General features: G+C 62.9%; 16 protein-coding genes. 4 read left to right on the forward strand and 12 right to left on the reverse strand.

Annotated features, from left to right (window positions below; genetic code table 11):
- Positions 1-5 precede the first annotated feature (5 nt).
- A complete protein-coding gene (locus AB0O81_RS08715) occupies positions 6-1,028 on the reverse strand; it encodes a methylenetetrahydrofolate reductase C-terminal domain-containing protein (RefSeq protein WP_363583279.1) in 1,023 nt (340 codons plus the stop codon).
- Positions 1,025-2,095, reverse strand: coding sequence for a methylenetetrahydrofolate reductase C-terminal domain-containing protein (locus AB0O81_RS08720; protein WP_363583281.1), 1,071 nt, complete (start codon positions 2,093-2,095; stop codon positions 1,025-1,027). Before AB0O81_RS08720 ends, AB0O81_RS08715 begins: the two co-directional genes overlap by 4 nt.
- Positions 2,096-2,135: 40 nt before the next feature.
- On the opposite strand from AB0O81_RS08720, the gene AB0O81_RS08725 reads away from it, so the two are divergent.
- Entirely contained in the window at positions 2,136-2,756 is a 621-nt protein-coding gene (locus AB0O81_RS08725; RefSeq protein ID WP_363583282.1) for a cyclodeaminase/cyclohydrolase family protein, read from the forward strand.
- Positions 2,757-2,851: 95 nt separating this feature from the next.
- On the opposite strand, the gene AB0O81_RS08730 is transcribed toward AB0O81_RS08725, so the two are convergent.
- The 4 genes from AB0O81_RS08730 to AB0O81_RS08745 are packed head-to-tail and all read right to left on the reverse strand — an operon-like array spanning position 2,852 to position 7,118.
- Positions 2,852-4,066 (reverse strand): hypothetical protein, encoded by a 1,215-nt coding sequence (locus AB0O81_RS08730; RefSeq protein ID WP_363583284.1) that lies wholly within the window; start codon positions 4,064-4,066, stop codon positions 2,852-2,854.
- 57 nt (positions 4,067-4,123) lie between these two features.
- On the reverse strand, positions 4,124-5,053 hold the full coding sequence (locus tag AB0O81_RS08735) for an ABC transporter permease (protein WP_363583286.1): 930 nt from the start codon (positions 5,051-5,053) through the stop codon (positions 4,124-4,126).
- Positions 5,050-5,829 (reverse strand): ABC transporter ATP-binding protein, encoded by a 780-nt coding sequence (locus tag AB0O81_RS08740; RefSeq protein ID WP_363583288.1) that lies wholly within the window; start codon positions 5,827-5,829, stop codon positions 5,050-5,052. The genes AB0O81_RS08735 and AB0O81_RS08740 overlap by 4 nt, the downstream gene beginning before the upstream one ends.
- On the reverse strand, positions 5,826-7,118 hold the full coding sequence (locus tag AB0O81_RS08745) for an amidohydrolase family protein (protein ID WP_363583290.1): 1,293 nt from the start codon (positions 7,116-7,118) through the stop codon (positions 5,826-5,828). The genes AB0O81_RS08740 and AB0O81_RS08745 overlap by 4 nt, the downstream gene beginning before the upstream one ends.
- A 191-nt stretch (positions 7,119-7,309) precedes the next feature.
- Here AB0O81_RS08745 and AB0O81_RS08750 point away from each other — a divergent pair, with 191 nt between their 5' ends.
- Positions 7,310-8,296, forward strand: a complete 987-nt coding sequence (locus AB0O81_RS08750; RefSeq protein ID WP_363583292.1) for a PDR/VanB family oxidoreductase — start codon at positions 7,310-7,312, stop codon at positions 8,294-8,296.
- A gap of 34 nt (positions 8,297-8,330) precedes the next feature.
- Here the strand turns inward: AB0O81_RS08750 and AB0O81_RS08755 are convergent, their stop codons facing one another.
- The 3 genes from AB0O81_RS08755 to AB0O81_RS08765 are packed head-to-tail and all read right to left on the reverse strand — an operon-like array spanning position 8,331 to position 10,728.
- Entirely contained in the window at positions 8,331-9,659 is a 1,329-nt protein-coding gene (locus AB0O81_RS08755) for an amidohydrolase family protein (RefSeq protein WP_363583294.1), read from the reverse strand.
- 59 nt (positions 9,660-9,718) lie between these two features.
- Positions 9,719-10,372, reverse strand: a complete 654-nt coding sequence (locus AB0O81_RS08760) for a biliverdin-producing heme oxygenase (protein ID WP_363583296.1) — start codon at positions 10,370-10,372, stop codon at positions 9,719-9,721.
- Between the two features lie 44 nt (positions 10,373-10,416).
- On the reverse strand, positions 10,417-10,728 hold the full coding sequence (locus AB0O81_RS08765; RefSeq protein ID WP_363583298.1) for a DUF2470 domain-containing protein: 312 nt from the start codon (positions 10,726-10,728) through the stop codon (positions 10,417-10,419).
- A 79-nt stretch (positions 10,729-10,807) separates the two neighbouring features.
- On the opposite strand from AB0O81_RS08765, the gene AB0O81_RS08770 reads away from it, so the two are divergent.
- Both AB0O81_RS08770 and AB0O81_RS08775 read left to right on the forward strand, forming a co-directional pair.
- The gene (locus AB0O81_RS08770; protein ID WP_363583300.1) at positions 10,808-12,070 is read left to right on the forward strand and encodes a serine hydrolase domain-containing protein; all 1,263 of its coding nucleotides are present in this window, start codon (positions 10,808-10,810) and stop codon (positions 12,068-12,070) included.
- Positions 12,071-12,108: 38 nt separating this feature from the next.
- On the forward strand, positions 12,109-12,981 hold the full coding sequence (locus tag AB0O81_RS08775; protein WP_363583302.1) for an EamA family transporter: 873 nt from the start codon (positions 12,109-12,111) through the stop codon (positions 12,979-12,981).
- An 8-nt stretch (positions 12,982-12,989) separates the two neighbouring features.
- Here AB0O81_RS08775 and AB0O81_RS08780 read toward each other — a convergent pair whose 3' ends face one another.
- From AB0O81_RS08780 to AB0O81_RS08790, 3 genes are read right to left on the reverse strand one after another with little or no spacing between them, the layout of a single operon-like run.
- Positions 12,990-14,357, reverse strand: coding sequence for an aminotransferase class V-fold PLP-dependent enzyme (locus AB0O81_RS08780; protein ID WP_363583304.1), 1,368 nt, complete (start codon positions 14,355-14,357; stop codon positions 12,990-12,992).
- On the reverse strand, positions 14,354-16,072 hold the full coding sequence (locus AB0O81_RS08785) for an amidase (RefSeq protein ID WP_363583306.1): 1,719 nt from the start codon (positions 16,070-16,072) through the stop codon (positions 14,354-14,356). Before AB0O81_RS08785 ends, AB0O81_RS08780 begins: the two co-directional genes overlap by 4 nt.
- Positions 16,069-17,112: an agmatine deiminase family protein gene (locus AB0O81_RS08790; RefSeq protein WP_363583308.1), complete on the reverse strand. Its 1,044-nt coding sequence runs from the start codon at positions 17,110-17,112 to the stop codon at positions 16,069-16,071. Before AB0O81_RS08790 ends, AB0O81_RS08785 begins: the two co-directional genes overlap by 4 nt.
- Positions 17,113-17,234 lie beyond the last annotated feature (122 nt).

A 17,234-nucleotide genomic window follows, 5' to 3' on the forward strand; every position in this document is an offset into this window, starting at 1 on the left:
CGGCATCAAGACCCCCCGCCGAGTTCTCGTGCCACCGTTGCGAGGTCACTGGCATATTGAGCTTCGTCTCCGTAGCGCGCTCCTCCCGCAACAACGACGCCTCCGACGCCGTCGAGGCCTAGCAATGACTGTCCGTATTCGATCGCTGCGCGAATACCTTCTGCGCGCACATCTCGAGCGCTCAGAAGCCGATCGACCAGTCCGCTTGGTAGCTTCGCCGCGTGAAATGAGGCCAGGAGCTCAGCCCCGTCGCGGTCGACGACGAGGGGAATGCCGGGCAGAACAGGCACGGTGGCACCCGCAGCTCGGCACAGGTCGATGAATGTGGTGACGTCTTCAGCATCGCCGCAGTATTGCGTCCAGCAGAGATGCCCGCCGGCTCGTTGCTTCTGCTTCACGCGAGCCCCACGAAGGCCAAGCGGCGGCGCAGCCGGCGACTCCGCGAACGACGTCCACAAACCCTGTGCGCGGGCGAGCGGAAGCATGCTCGACGACTCAAGATCAAATACGGGACGGGCATCGGCGCGATCACCCGTGAAAGTGTGGTCGCCCGTGACGCAATGCACGCCGGCGACCCCAATCTCCCGAAGCGACGTCAGCTCTCGCTCGAGCGCGACACTGTTGCGGTCGCGAGCGTTGAATCCCATCCACACTCGCATGCCTGCTCGTGACATCAGCATCGCGCGATACGACGGCGGAAACTGGGTGCGAGAGCGGCCGGCATCGCCGGAGAGAACCACATCTACTGATTCGCGCAGTACCTCGGCGACGGCGGGAACGTCAGCCGAGACCATAGCGCGCACCGGGAAGCCGGTCGCAACGATTGGCCGACGAAACATGATCTCTCGAAGTTCGCGCGCAGCGCTGGTAGCCAGGCTGGGTTCGAACGTTGAATGCCCCGCCCACCGGATCGGCAGATCGCGCTGCAAAAAAGTGCAGGGATGGGCTGCTACCTCGCAACTTCCGTCGGGATTCACTCCTCCGCACGGGCCGTAGGACATCTCTTTGGGGCAGGTGGCAGTGGTCATTGTTGTTCCTCACGAAGCGCCGTCGCGACGTTGTTCACAAGCGCCATGGAGCGAACCCCGTCGGCGTCGTCGGGAACGCCCACCGCACTGAGATGTACCCCGGCCACTCCCGCGATGTCGGCGAACTGTCGCGCCAAGATGATCGCCTGCTCGATGCCTTCGCGTTCGGGGTGTCTTGCCTCGGCGACCGCCCGCATGAGCGTGGGTGGCAGCGTAATGCCGGGCAGTGAGGCTAGGCGTTCCGCCGCGCTCGCCGAGGCGATGATCGGCACTACGGGAACGAGAGGAATGGTGCTTTGGTGCGCGGCAACGGAGCGCTGAAAGTGGGCGATCAGTTGCGCGTCTCCGCAGAGGTTTACGAAACACAGCTCCGCGCCAGCCCGCACTTTTTGAACCAGTCGATCGGCTCGTGAATGTTGAGGTGGGGCGGCGGGTTGCTCTGCCACCGCGACGAAGTGGCCAGCGCGGTGCGCAAGCGCAGCCAACCGGGTGGAGTCGAGATCGAACACTGCTTTCGATGAAGCGCGCAGAGTGCTGAGGGGATGATCGCCGGTGAGCGCGAGCACACCCTCGACGCCCAGATCAGCGAGCGCCGCAAGTTCGCCCTCGAGCGCAACGCGGTTGCGGTCGCGGCAGGTGATTCCTGCGATCACTCGCAGGCCGAGATCGCGCAGCAGCGCTGCGCGGTGTGAGGGAGCTAGCGCGGAATCAACACCGGGCGCTTCACCGGCGACCACCGCGGTCAGCGACTCCCCCAGCGTTTCGCTAGCGCGCTGCAGGTCACTGAAGGTCGTAGCCTTCGCGGTGAGGTCTGCTGTGACCAAAAATTCTGTCTGCGTGCGCTGGGCGAACCTCGCCGCGCTCGGATGGTGCCCCGGGTTCTGCGTGCGCAGATCGGCGAGTCCGTCGACAGGTGAAATGAACAGATCGGATGCTGACCATGCCCGCACGGGAGCATCGAGAAAACTACAACGGGTGTCTGCAACTTCACAGGTGCCGTTTGCCCGCACGCCGCCACACGGACCGTAGACCATCCGCTTGGCGCAGGCTTCAGTGGCTGCCGACATCGCGGTGCCTTCCTGCGCGTATGGGGCCTAGACTTCCGGCGTGGACTCGACGTACATTTCCGTGGCGCACGCTTCTGTTCCCGAATGGATTGACCAGCTGGCTGGGCCCACTCCTGACCCTGGCGGCGGTGCGGGGGCGGCCGTGGTCATGGCGTTGGGCGTGGCGACTGGTCAGATGGCTCTTGGCTATGCGGCTGAGTCCGCTGAGCGCGACAGGTTCGCTGCGGTTTTGGCTGCGGCGCGGGCCGAAGCGATCATCCTTGCCGATACTGATGCAGCAGCATCCGCTGCTTTGTCCGCCGCCTATCGGTCGCAAGATCAGAACTCCGCTGCGATGCGTGTCGATACGCTTGCCGCAGCTGCGCGTTCGAGCATTGCTGTTGCACAGCTTGCCCAGCCGGTGTTGCCGGTGCTCGAGTGGTTGGTTGTTCACGGAGAGGCTCGGTTGATGCCCGATGTCGCGGTAGCCGCGCACCTCATGGCTGCTGCGGTGAGAGCGAGCGTTGTTAATCTCGATGCCAACGTGGCCGCGACCTCGGCTGCATGTCAGGAGGCGGGTAGTGCTGATGCCACGTCTGACATGCGCTCGTCTTCTACCGACGCAGTTCGGCTTGCCGAGAACCTCGGGCGAGTCGCTGAGATGACAAGTCGCCCGCGCTAGCTTCCGCTCCGACAAGAGTGCCCCCCTCTGCCCGCAGTCGCCTACGCGACGATCGCGAGGGAAGAAGGAGGCACTCATATCGTTGACGCGAAGAACTAGTTGATCGCGATGCCGGAGTCGATGAACTCGTTCGAGTAAAGCGACTCGATATCGATTGCGTCGGCATCGGCCTGGCTGATGCTTCCCGCTGTCACGAGGAACGGCATGAAATCATCGGCGATGGCCTGCATGCGGTCGCCATCAATCTGACCGAACACGCCCGACGCCGGGTCGTTCTCGACAATGCCGAGTGCCATCTGCTGCTCGACGGAGAACTCTGCGACCTCTTTCGAGTAGGTCCAACCGGTGTCATAGGCTTCGACGAGCTCGACGATCAGCGCAATTCCGTAGTCAGGGTCGTTCAAGAAGTCGATCTGAGACTGCTGCATGATCGGAACGAGCTTCGACAGGCACTCGCTGTATTCGTCGATAGCGTCAGCGCGCACGGCGAGCGGCTCAGGGTAGATGGAATATCCAACGTCCGAGACCAGCTGGTAGCCGACAGGCTTGCCCCAGTCTTCAAGCTCATTCTCATAGATGTAAGGTTCTGCGGTCGCGAACCCCTGCTGCAAGATGCTCGGGTCAGATACGAAGCGTGAAGGCGTGCCTTCGTAGCTCAAGTCGATCTGTGACTGCTCGATGAGCCCCTGCGAGAGCAACAGGTTGGGGATGACATCTCCGGCTGTTACCACTGGTGCACCGTCGGCTGCTGCTTCGGCGATCGTTTCGGCGCCATCGTGGCTCTCGGGGTCCCACATCAAGATCTGAGGGCTGTACGTGAGCTGCGATGTGACAGCGACAGTGGGCTGGCCGTCGGCGGCAACAATCGCCGCGTCGGTGTTGACCGCGCCGATCAAGATGTCTTCGTCGAGGTACATCAGTGCCGGAACCGGCTGGAAGTTGACGTTCGGCCCGCCGGGTCGAACCTCGATGTCTACGCCGGTGTCGACGCCCTGAGCGACAAGCGTTCCGGTAACAGACTTCACTTCGGTGTCGATGGTGTAATCGTCGCCAACGAGCGCGTACATGGCGCCGTGTTCTGCTTCGGGCTGCCAGTCTTGCTGCATAACGACCGTCGCGGGGCAAGAGTCTGCCAGATCTAGTGCGCTACCAGCTTCGGCGGCAGGTGCGCTCGAGCCGGATGACTCAGTTTCTTCAGTTTCTTCAGATTCAGCATCGCTTGAGCATGCCGCGAGGCTGATGGCGACCGATAGCACGGCGCCGGCTGCGAGAGCGCGTCGGAAGCGACGCGCGGACGAGATAGTTGACACAGATTCCTCCTGGTGGGTGGTGGTGCGGTGTGGAGCGGGTGGGACAGAAAGGGGGTGCTAGCGCTGACGCGATCCGAACAGGCGCCCGACGACGGCGCGATCAAGGGCAGCGAATACCGAGAAGACGATGATTCCGAACAGCGCGGTCAAGATGATTGCGAGAAACAACGGCTCCATATTCAGGCGCAGAGTGTAGGTACGAAGCAACCCACCGATGCCCTGCGAGCCCTGTTGGAAGAAGAAGTCTCCGACGATCGCGCCGACGACCGAGAGGCCGGCTGCATTTCGCAGTCCTGTGAAGATTGACGGGATGGCCGCGGGAAGCTGAAGTTTTGTGAGCCGCTGCCATTTGGAAGCCTTCTTCAACGTGAATAGGTCGTGAGCCGAAGGGTCAGCCGACTGCAAGCCGAATAGCGTGTTGGAGATCATGGGGAAGACGGCGATGATCACGCAGACGGCCACGCGGGCGGGAATGCCGTAGCCCATCCAAATACCGATTAGCGGGGTGAGCGCAAGGATGGGGATGGTCTGCAAAATGACCGCGTACGGGTAAAGCACGCGTTCCGCGATCTTCCATTGCGACATCAGAATCGCCCAGCCCATTCCGATGAGAACGGCGAGCGTCAGTCCGATCAGCGCCACCATCGTCGTTTGACCAAGTGCCGCGAGCATTGGCCCGAGAATCTGCGGGTTTCCGAGTGTCTCAAGAAACACTTCGTGCGGCGGTGGCAACAGAAAGCGGCGGCTTTCAGTGAGGAGCAAGTACGAGATTGAGTACCAGACGGCGATGATGCCCACCAGTGCAGTGAGCAGCGGAAATGCTCGCTCGCGCGCAGCTCGCGCGGCGCGCCGGGCCGAGCGATCGGCGTTTACGGTTGCCACGGGCGGTGGCGGCGGGGCGTCGATGTCGATCGGGGCGGTTCGCGTGATCACGCCGTCGGTCGACGAAGCGTTGTTCGACCCGGTGATCAGAGTGTGGTCGCTCATGAGTGCGCCTCCAATGCCTGAGAAAGGTGGCCCGCGATTCGGCCGAACTCGGGTTCGTATCTGAGCTCGGGCGGGCGCGGATACGACCAGGGCAATTCGATGTCGTCGACGACTTCTCCGGGCCGACCACTCATGACGATGACGCGACTCGACAGGTAGACCGCTTCAGAGATTGAGTGGGTGATGAACAACGCGGCGAACGCTTTCATTTGAAAGATGCGCTGCAGCTCTGTTTGCATCTTCAGGCGCGTGATCTCGTCGAGTGCGCCGAAAGGCTCATCGAACAGTGCGAGCTGCGGTTCGGCGACGATCGCGCGCGCGATCGACACTCGCATACGCATGCCTCCCGAAAGCTCGCGAGGGTGCTGGTTTTCAAACCCAGTCAGTCCCACCAGATCAAGCGTTTCTTTGGCGCGTCGCCTGCGCTCCTCGGCAGACACGCCGGCCAATTCACCAACGAGCTCGACGTTCTTTTGCGCGCTACGCCATTCGAGCAGCGTGGGGTCTTGAAACACGAAGCTAGTCACATCGGCGTCAACATTGAGTGTGCCGTAGGTCACGTCATCAAGGCCCGCGGCGAGTCGCAACAGGGTCGACTTGCCGCATCCAGACGGACCAACCACCGAAACGAACTCGCCGCGAGAGATGTCGAGTGACACTCCCGTGAGTGCACGCGTTCCCGTTGCAAAGTCTTTGGTGACATTGCGGAAGCTGAGGGTAGGAGTGGCGGAAGATGACTTCGCCGTCGGGGTCGCCGTCGGTGTGGGGCTGCTCATAGCTGCATCTCCTTCGTGGCGTGCGTATGCAATTTGGTGGTGGGGGTTTCTAGCGGGGGGATCTGAATCGCGTTGATAGTGAGTGCGCGGGTAGCCATGACGCGGCCGCCGCGAATCACGACCCGATCAGGCGCGCGTTCGGCGATCGCTTCAGCAACGGACGTTGCGCGCACCAGAATCAAGTCGGCTGGATCGCCGACGTGCCCACTTGCCTTAGGCAGGCCCATGAGCTCACGACCAGCGGCCGAGATTTCCCAGGCGGTGCGCGGGGTGACATGGCCGGCGAGGACAAGCGCCGCAACCGTGTCGACCATGTCAGCGTTGCCGAGCGGATTGAACGGGTCTTGCACGTTGTCACCGCCCGCCGCCAGGTGCACCCCCGCATCGCGGATTGCGAGCAGCGGGGGAATAGCTCGCGGCATTGAAACTGGGTGCTCCCAGCCCTGGAGATAGAGGTTGGTGAGGGGGTTGGTGATGATGCTGACCCCGGCTGCGGCAACCTCATCGAGAAGTTCGGCAAGTACTTCCGTGGGCTGCACGGCAAGGCTCACGCAGTGGCCAGCAGAGCGCGTGCGCTCGAGCGGCCAGCTCGCGGTGAGCGCGGCGAGGTCGCGCAGATCGAGCGAGTTCACGTCGAGCGTTTCATCGGTGTGAATGTCAACACCGATGCTGGCTTCGTCGGCGAGCGCAATAGTGCGCTCCAGCTCGCCCCGCGGATCGGGCCCGAGGTGAGGCGCATCGCCGAGCAGATCGACTCCCATCGCCATCGCCTCGCGGATGAGCGCTGACTCGGTGAGGTGACTGTTCATGGCGACGACCTGAAGATCGACCGCTCCCTGAAATTCTTCGCGTAGCTCGATCACCGCGCGAATTCCACGGAGGGGGTCATCCCCCACGTGATAGTTCACGTGGGAGCGCATGGCGGTGACCCCAGCGCTGAGCGCCGCGGTCAATTGGCGTCGTGCGTTGATCTTGATCTGTGCGTAGGTCAGTTCAGCGCCAAAGGTCTGCCAACAGGCGACCGCGTCTTCTAGCGAGCCCTCAGGTCCGCCAGCCATGCTCCAGGTGTACGCCTTGTCAATGTGGGCATGCAGGTCGGCCAAGGGCGGAAGCATGATCCAACCCGACGCATCGACTCCGTCGGCGGGCGCACCGACGTGGAGTTCGCGCGTGGCGACGTGCTGGTTCGCGATCGAGATTGAGACGAGCTCACCGTCGAGCGTAAGGACTCCGTGCAGGTTGATGAGATCTTGACCTGGCAGGAGGTGCTCTGGGCGTATGGGGGGCATGACGCTCGCTTTCGCGCGGGTGGTGAAGTAATGGCAAGCTGTTGGCGTGACCAACAATTACTGAGCATTCAACGCTCATCTTGTTTCCACGACGCGCAATGGTTGTTGCGCCTCTGTTACGCCTTGCCCGGCGTATCTGGGAACGTCGTCTTCGAGATACCGTTGTCCAGCAAAAGTGAGCAGGAGTTTCCGTGAGTTATTTCAGTGACGTCGAACGCGACCTCGTTGTCGCAGCCCGAACGACTGTCGCAGACGGTGTGGTTGCAATCGATATGGTTGCGCCCAACGGCCGTGATCTGCCCGCATGGAGCCCAGGTTCGCACGTAGATGTCATCCTTCGCGCGCGCGAAGGCGCTTTGCCGGTTGAACGACAGTATTCGTTGTGTGGCGATGTTTCGAAGCGTGGCACTTGGCGAATCGCTGTGCTCAAAGAAGATGCAGGCCGTGGCGGTTCGGCGCGCATTCACAATGAACTCGCCGTCGGCGAGAGAATTCGACTGCGCGGACCCCGCAACCACTTTCCGTTCGTTGTCAGCGCTGGCGCGACCTACCGGTTTGTGGCGGGTGGAATCGGGATCACCCCGATACTTGCGATGATCAAAGCTGTCGACGAGGCGAATGTCGATTGGATTCTCGACTACTCCGGTCGCTCGCGAACAACAATGGCGTTCCTTGACGAGCTCACTGAAGCGCATCCTGACCGGGTTCGCGTTCACGCAGGTGATGAGGGCGAGCGCCTTGACATTGCCGGGTTCGCGGCCGAAATCGCCGAAGACGCCGTTGTGTTCGCTTGCGGACCAGCGCGGCTCATTGAAGCGCTCGAGAACGCACTTGATGGCCATCCTGAAGAATCGCTTCACGTTGAGCGTTTCGAGGCGAAGGAGTTCGGCGAACCAGTGTGGTCGGGGTCTTTCGAGGTCGAACTCGCGCTCAGCGGCGATGTCGTGACAGTGAACCCGGGCGAATCAATTCTCGACGCGATTGCTGAGCAGTCCCCTGAGACCATGGTGCTTTCGAGCTGCCGACGCGGAACCTGTGGCACGTGCGAAGTTCCCATCCTCGAGGGTGAGGTGGAGCATCGTGACTCGATTCTCACGCCGCTCGAGCGTGAACAAAGTGTGGCTCTCATGACCTGCGTATCGCGTGCTGCGTGCGAGCGCATCGTGCTCGATATCTGATGCGCAAGCAGATCCTGGTTACTCCGACCGCACCTTAATCGCGTAGGGCGAGGCGATCGTTCAGAGTGCTGACGACCTCTGTCTCGACGGCGGTGACCAGCTGGTAGTCACGAACGACCGCGCGGCCATCAACGAAGACGTGGCGAGGTCGCCGCCCTGGCGCGGCCCAGAGCAAGCCAGCGACAGCATCCGTCACTCCTGCATCGGCAACGCCCGAGACGTCCCACACGCAGATGTCGCCGCGCGCGCCGGGGCGAAGATGCCCGATGTCTGTGCGCCCGAGCCCGATGGCGCCGCCGGATGTCGCCATCTCGAGCGCCGTGCGCGCTGGGAGCGGTGCATTGATGAGGCCCGACACCTGCATCGCGAGACGGGCGTCAGCCAAAAGGTGTCCTGCGTCGTTTGAGCCACCGCCTGAGGTTCCCAACCCGACGACGATTCCCGCTTCGCGCAGTGCCTGCACGGGGGAGATGCCCCAACCCATGGGAACATCGCAGCCCGGTGCATGCGTCGCGGTCACACCACGCGATGCGAGAAGTTCGATTTCGGGTTGCGTCACATCGCACAAGTGCGCAATTGTCACGTCGTCGGCAACCCACCCCCATTCGTCGAGCAGGTCGAGGGGTCGGCGGCCGTACTTCTGAAGCGCTATTTCGGTGTCGACTTGCTCGTTGGCTTGCGTGCGGCGACGCAACCCAAAGCGTGCTGCGATCTCCCCCATGAGACGGAACGTTTCTTCAGAGTCGGAGTGCACGCCCGCAGGGCCGACAGCCAGTTGCAGCATTCCATCGAGCGAGATTCCCCCGACAGCCTGGGTGCCGACGAGAGATTCCACGATCGCCTCGGCGCTTTCGGCAGCCTGGCGCGGATCGTCTCGCGCCGAACCCCGCACAAAAACCAGCCGCGCACCAAGGCTCCGGGCCGCTGCAGCGATTGCCTGCGCAATGCGCACGGTGTCGCCCACGCCATCGGCCGACGATGCCGGGTTGGGCCAATTCAGCTGATGATCGGCAACTGTCGTGACGCCGCTTAGCAGCGACTCTGCGAGGCCTGCGGCAGCTGTCGCATGCGTGAGAGACGCGTCGATGCCGGCAGACGCATAGGCGGCGGCCATTTGCGGCAGCCAGTCGCGCATTGCGACGCCACGGGTTGCGGGAATGGTGCGAAAACCGGTTTGAAGCAGATGGTGATGTGCGTTGATGAGTCCGGGGGTGATCACGCACCCGCTGACATCCAGAACCTCTGACCCAGTTCCGGCGGGCGGTGCAGCGACCACGGCGCCATCGTCGGCGATGACCAGGTCGCCGGTTCGTTCGGTAGACGAGTCAACGAAGATACTTTTTGCGCCCGAGAGTGTCAGCATTCTTCGTTGTTACCACGTCAACAATTCAGGCAGATCAACGTGGGGCCCGAGGGGAGTTGCTAGGCGACCTGCGAAGCCTTTGCGTCTGCCAGGTCGTCGAACAGTTCAGTGTTGAAGCGGTAAGCCAGCAGCACCTCGTCGATGACGCGCTCTTGCTCGGCAGCATCCCAGGGTGCGGCATCCAATTGCTCACGGTAGACATCTTTGAACGCTTTGGGGTCGGCGATGTCATCGAACAGGTAGAACCCGATGCCGTTCGTTTCGAAGCCGAACCGACGCGCCATCAGGCGCCCGATGAACTGACCGCCCGACAGATCACCGAGGTAGCGCGTGTAGTGATGGGCAACGAACCCGCCAGCCCACGTTGCGCCAACCTCGTTGATCCGGTGCACGTAGCGTTGCGTAGTGGGAAGGGCGGTGACCTCGTCACGCCAATCCGGACCGATCAAGAATTCGAGATCGGCTTCAAGGGCGGGAAGCCGAGTGAGGTTGTCGGTGATGAAGACCGCCGCGACCGGGTCGTTGCGCATCTGATCTGCGGTGCGCTCGAGCGCTTCATAGATGAACCAGTGCTGCACTACGAGCGCGACATAGTCTTCGCGGGTGCCCTCACCCTTCATCAGATCGGCCATGAAACCAGCGTGCTCGCTTGAGGAGTGCGCCTTGCTCGAGCGGTCACGCAACGCGGTGGAGAACGAGATCGGGTCGGTCATGAGTCCCATAGTAGGGGTTTAGGGTGACCTAACCCAGCACAGTTTCAGGAGTGAGGTCGCGGAACGACATCGAGTCTGCGGCAGGCCTCGTCATACAACGCCACGATCTCGCGTCTCACGTCGGGGCGTGCAGAGATCGGGCCGGATGGCCACGCTGCGCTGACAGGAAGCTCGCGGCCGCTCGCTAGCTGCGCCATCCAATGGCCGCTCTCGCCATCAAAGCCCACCATGGTGGCTGACACGATGTCTGAATCCGGGGCGAACGCACGACTGATGAGCAGATTGTCGTCGGCGTGGTCGCCGTTCATATGAGTCAGCACGCCCGCGACAGTGGAATCGTCGAAAAGAAGGGTCATGTATTGAGAGTACGCATTGGAGGGGCAACAATCGCGGTTAGGCTGGATGGTACAAGTACCAGGGGTGTATTCAGTGAGCATGACAAGAGCTCGACGTCGAGTCGCAGGCGCGACGGTCGCTATTTTCGCGCTGTCGGCAGCGCTCGTGGGCTGCTCAGGTGGCTCGCAAGCCACCATTGATGTTCCTGAACAGGTGGACCAATCCCTGCCGGCCGAGACTGTCGCAAGCCTCGAAGAGGCGGTCACCTCGGCCATGATCGGATCGGGCTCACCCGGCGCCATCGTCGGAGTATGGGCGCCGTGGAGCGGCAGTTGGGTGGCAGGGCTTGGCACGCAAGAGGTGGGCGACGGAGCAGCCGTAACCACTGACATGCAGTTTCGTGCGGGACTTGTCACACGCGAGATGACCTGTGACGCGCTGTTTGTCGCACAGGCAGAAGGCAAGCTCGATGTCGACGACAGCGTTGTGGATTACGTCGCCGGTGTGCCAGATCTTGAAGATGTCACGCTTCGTCAACTTTGCGACAGCACCTCGGGGATTGGCTCGCACACGAGCACACTGTTCGACATGTGGTTGCAGAACCCGGAGCGCGTCTGGGATCCGCAGGAGCTTGCGAGCTTCGGTCTCGGCAAAGAACGTGCAAACGACCCGGGTGAGGTTTTTTCTAGCTCGGACACCGGATACGTGCTGTTGGGCATGGCGCTTGAACGAGCTACCCAAATGAGCGCTGCCGACTACTTCGAGCACTACATCACGCAGCCTCTCGACCTCTCGGCAACTGGGCTCGGTAGCGCGTTCTACGGCGACACGGTGCTTGAGGGTCATATTTCACGCAAGGTGGACGGCGCCTATGACTGCCTCGAGCCCCTCAACATCACCTCGCTTTCGACGAGTGCGGGCTTCACTGATTCAGGCGCGGTGACCGACATAGAGGACTTGGGCCGCTATGCGCGGGCGCTTGCGGCGCAGTCACTCATGCCCGATGATTCAGATCGTTTCGATAACCCCAAGCCGCCTTCCTCCGGATCGCCGTCCTGGTACACCACGATCGGTGGGTCCTTCCAGGCAGGTTCATTGATCGGTCAGTACGGCTCGGTTCCTGGCTATCTCACCGCAGCGTTTTCGGATCCTGAAACTGGCATGACGGTAGCCGTTGTTCTCAACAACTCGGCCATCGGCTCCACGTTCGTTCGCAACTTGGCTTGGGAACTTGCGGCAATCGCTTCGAAAGCGCCGGCAGCAGCGGACGAGACTGCACCCGAAGCGGGCCTGCCCTGGACTGCAGAAAAATACGAAGCGGACCTTGCCGAGCGTGCGATCTGCTCGGCTCCTGCTGAATGACCGTCGGTGACTGACCGCGCGGCTTTTCGAGCACCTCGGTGACCGGCCCGAGGCAGACCACCGCGATTCTGTTCGTGGTGGTCGGGCTGGCCTGCCAAGAGGTTGGTGCCTCGCTCGCGGTACTTCTTTTCCCCGCCGTGGGACCGCTCGGCATGGTGATGCTGCGACTGGTCTTTTCGGCGATAGTCCTGCTGCTGATCGCTCGACCGAAGCTCTCCGGACACACCCGCTCAGACTGGACGGCTGTGTTGTGGTTCGGTGTCGTGCTCGCCGTAATGAACGGTCTGTTCTACCTCGCGCTGGAACGGCTCCCACTCGGGGTGACGGTCACCATCGAAGTGCTCGGGCCGCTGGTGTTGTCGATCGTCGCCAGCCGGCGCGCTTCGGCCTGGCTGTGGGCGTTGCTCGCTTTCGCGGGGGTGCTGGCCCTCGGCAGCGGAGGCTGGGATCGACTCGACCCGCTCGGGGTGCTCTTTGCGCTCGGGGCAGCGGCGAGTTGGGCGTTCTACATTCTCGCCTCGGCCCAGGTCGGTCAAGCGTTCCCCAAGCTCGACGGACTCGCGCTCGCGATGGCTGTGGGCGCAATCATGGCTCTGCCGTTCGGCATTATCGATGCGGGGCCGGCGCTGATGCGCCCCGAGATCATCATGATGGGGGCCGCAGTGGCAATGTTGTCGTCAACGATCCCGTACGCGCTCGAGCTTGTCGCTTTGCGTCGATTGCCCGCTGCGGTATTCGCCATTCTGATGGCCTCGTCGCCAGCGACCGCGACGCTAGCGGGCTTTCTGCTTCTTGAGCAGCACCTGTCTTGGCTCGAGCTTCTCGGCATTGCATTGGTTGTCGTCGCGAGCATTGGCGCGGTGCGTTCATCGAATCGCGCCGCGCGAGAGACGGCCGAACCGCTCGCGTAACGCCGCCCTTACATCGTGTCGAGGATCGCGGTCAGATGTTCGCGAGTGGTGCGCGGGTTGAGAATTGCGAAGCGCGCATTCGTGCGTCCTTTGTGACTGCTTGGTGTCACGAACGCGTGTTGCTGGTCAAGCAGTCGACTCGACCATGCGCCGTAGTCGGCCTTCTGCCAGCCGTTGCGTTCGAAAACGACGGCAGACAGCTGTGGACGCCTGACGAGCGTGAACTCTTCGCGCGCGTCGATCTCGTCGGCAATATCTTGCGCGAGTTCTAGCGAGGATGTGATGGCGTCGCGGTATGCCGCTGCACCATATGTCGCGAGTGAGAACCAGAGCGGCAACCCGCGCGGCCGTCTGGTGAGATGCACCGCGTAGTCAGATGGGCTCCAGTCGTCGGTCTCGGTCAGGGTGTCGAGGTACTCCGCGTGCTGGGTGTGTGCGCGCTTGCCCAGCTCGGGGTTGCGATAGATCAGCGCGCACGCATCGAACGGCGCGAACAGCCACTTGTGTGGATCGACCACCACGGAATCAGCGCTTTCGACACCGGCAAAGCGGTATCGAGCAACGGGCGAGAGCATGGCGGCAAGGCCGTAGGCGCCGTCAACGTGCAGCCAGACGCCAAACTCGGTGGTGACCTCAGCAATCGAAGCGATGTCATCGACTATGCCGAAATTCGTTGAGCCGGCGGTGGCTACAACGGCGAACACGCTGTCGCCGTGGGCAGAGAGTGCGTCGCGCACGGCCGCGCCGCGCAGCATCCCATCGTCTCCGGAGGGCACACTGACGATCTCGACATCCATGACGCGAGCCGCCGACGCAATCGACGAGTGCGCTTCGACGCTGCACACGACGCGCCACCTGTCGGGGCGGATGCCTCGTTCGCGCGCGGCTTCGCGGGCGGCGACCAAGGCTGAAAGGTTGCCGAGCGTGCCGCCCTGCACGAAAACACCACCGGCGGTCGCGGGCAGGCCGAATTCGCCTGCAAGCCAGCGCAGCACCTCGTTCTCGGCGTGCACTGCGCCTGCGCCCTCAAGCCACGAGCCACCATAGAGTGCGCTCGCCGAGACGACGACGTCGAAAGCAGCCGACGCTTTCGTTGGTGCAGACGGGATGAATGACAGGTACTGCGGGTCATCGGTGGTGATACACGATGGTGCGAGCACATGCTCGAAGGTCGACAGCGCTTTGCGTGCGCCGATGCCGTTCTCGCTGATCGTGCGTCCGGCCAGGCGAGCCAGCTCAGCCGGGGGCAGTGGCTTGTCGAGCGGATTCTCGGTGGCGAGCAGTCGCTCGCGTGAATAGGCGAGCACGAGGTCGACGATCGCGGTCGTCTCCTCGCTGATCTCGTGCATGCGGGCGGGGTTGGCACCGTGGGTCATGACGGATCTCCAGACAGGGGTGGGGTGCGGGGTGGTGCCGTGCGGCGGGCGCCGGTGGCTTCGAACGCTGCCGCGATGCTGAGTAGGGCGGAGTCGTCGTAGGCTCGGCCCGCGAAAGTGAGACCGACCGGCATTCCGATATCTTCCATGATGCCCATCGGCACGGTCACCGTGGGGATTCCGAGGTGACGGATTGTCAGATTGCCGTTGGCGATCCACACTCCGTTGCGCCACCCCGCGTCGGCTGAGACGGGGTTGACGTCCATGTCGGCGGCGCCGACATCAGCGACTGCGGGAAACGCGACGGTATCGAGGTGATGTGAATCCATCCACTGTTCGAGATCTACGCGACGTGTTTCTTCAAGCCCGCGCAGACCGGCTGCCAGCTCGGGCATGTCTTCAAAGCGAGCACCTGGGTTCTCGCGAACCCAGTCGGGATACTCGGCGATGTCATCATCGAAGCCGGTGTAGCGGTCGGCAAGCGCGCCTTCGGGGTGGGGAAAGATCGTGGCACCGTCGATGGGGGCCAGAGAATCCAGGGCCGGATCGTTATTCGCGCTGAGAAAGTCTTCCCAGCCCCACGCCGAGAGGTCGACGATCTCTCTCTGCAGGAACTCCGCGCTCACGAGTCCGCGAGTGGCGATGGTCGGTGCCCCTGGGCGATCGCCCTCGTAGTTCGACACGACGGGAAAGTCGACCTCAACAACAGTTGCGCCCGCAGCTTCGAGGCTTTGCCGGGCTGATTGCCAGAGCGCGATAACGGATTCTCGCGTGTCGATTGCCTGCCCGGTCGGCCCCCCGATTCCGGGCGCCGTTGCCGTTCCAGCGAGAGGATCGGCGTTGATGTAAAGGCGAGGGATGCCGATGCGTACGCCAGCCAGCAAGTCGGCGTCTGCGGCGAGAGCAGGATAGGAATCGGGACGAACAGTGGATGCTGCGGGTAGCGACACCCATGGCTGCGCGCGCCAGAAGTCACCGCGTGTCTCCGCGTCATCAGCGACGATCACGTCGAGTACCTCGAAGAGGTCAGCCATCGTCCGCGTCTGGGGCACTACGACATCCATGGTGGGAACGAGCGGCCAGTTGCCTCGGGTAGAGATCACGCCGCGCGACGGTGTGTAGGCGCACAGCGCGTTGTTTGAGGCGGGGCCGCGACCGCTTGACCACGTCTCTTCGCCGAGCCCGAATGCTGCAAAGCTCGCGGCCGTCGCTGTTCCCGAGCCGTTCGACGAGCCCGAGGCGAACGGGGCGGTCAGGTAGCCGTCGTCGTAAGGGCTCTCAGCGCGTCCGTACAGGCCGCGCTGCATGCCGCCGTTCGCCATCGGGGGCATGTTCGTCAGACCGAGGCAGATCGCGCCGCCCGCCCGCAATCGCGCGATTGTGAACGCATCGTGTTGAGCGACGAGCTCAGCGAATGCCGGGCTGCCAGCTGCCGCGGTGAGCCCCGCGACCAGGTAGCTGTCTTTCGCGGTGTACGGAATGCCGTCAAGCGCACCGCGCGTCTCGCCTGCCGCGCGCCGTGCGTCGGAGGCCGCAGCTTCGGTGCGTGCGTCGGGGTTTCGCACCACGATGGCGTTGAGGGCGGTGGCCGTATCTGGCGCGTCGTAAGCGTCGATGCGTGCCAGGTAGGCGTCAACGAGTTGCACGGCAGTCACCTCGCCAGACTCAAGCGCAGCCCGTAGATCAGCGATGGATGCTTCGACGACGTCGATCATGCGGCACCTTCCGTGAGCGCGGGTTCTTGCTGGGTTATGCAGTGAATGCCGCCACCGCGCGCGAAGATGTCACGCGCGTCAACGGTGACGACCTGGCGCCCAGGGTAGACCTGTTCGAGCGTGGCGCGCGCCGCAGCATCCGCCCGGTCTTCTCCGAACCCACAGGCGATCACGCCTTCGTTCACAACAAGGTGATTAACGTAGCTCCAGTCGACGAAGTCTTCGTCGTCGCGCAGAGTTTCGGGTGCGGCGATGTCGACGATCTCAAGACGTCGACCTGCGGCATCTGTCTGCTCGCTGAGCGCCTCGCGGATCTCTTGCATGACCGCGTGGTCGGGGTGGGCGGGGTTCGGCTGGTCATGGAGCAACAGCGTGCCCGGCGAGGTGAGCGTGGCGACGATATCGACGTGGCCGTTGGTGCCGAAGTCGTCGTAGTCACGAGTGAGGCCGCGAGGAAGCCAGACCGCGCGCGTCGCACCGAGGGTGCGCAGCATTTCGGCTTCGACGCGGGCGCGATCGGCGAAGGGATTTCGGCGCGGGTCGAGTTGCACGGTTTCTGTCAGCAGCACGGTGCCTTCACCATCGACGTGGATGCCGCCACCTTCGTTGACGAGCAACGAGCTCACCAGTTCTGCGCCGCGCGCGTCAGCCACGAAGCGGCCGATTTCAGCAGAAACCCGCCACTCCGCCCATTCGGGAGCCCCCCAGCCATTGAACGTCCAATCGACTGCGCCGAGCACTTCTGGTCGTTCATCGTCGACCACGAAGGTGGGGCCCATGTCGCGCATCCAGAACTCGTCGAGCGGCGCTTCGAGGATCGTGATGTCTTGGCTCAACATGCGTCGGGCGCGAACCAACTCGGTGGGGTCAACGACCATTGTCACGGGTTCGAACTGAGCGGTGGCGTGTGCCACGGCGGCCCATGCGGCATAGCCAGCTTCTCGCTCGGCGGTGGATGCGCCGAGGGTGACGCCCTCACGAGGAAATGCCATCCAGGTGCGGGCGTGGGGTGCGGTTTCTGCGGGCATGCGCCAGTTCATAGCATCCTCTTCTTAATTGATCGCCTGATCAATTAGAACTGAGAATACTCAGATCGCACCGCGGCGTCAATGCTCTCTGACCGCTGCGACATCAGCCATCAAGCAAGGGCCATAGGCTGGCG

Origin of the sequence: Microbacterium sp. NPDC076911 (assembly GCF_040687125.1) — a bacterium.
Lineage (GTDB): Bacteria > Actinomycetota > Actinomycetes > Actinomycetales > Microbacteriaceae > Microbacterium.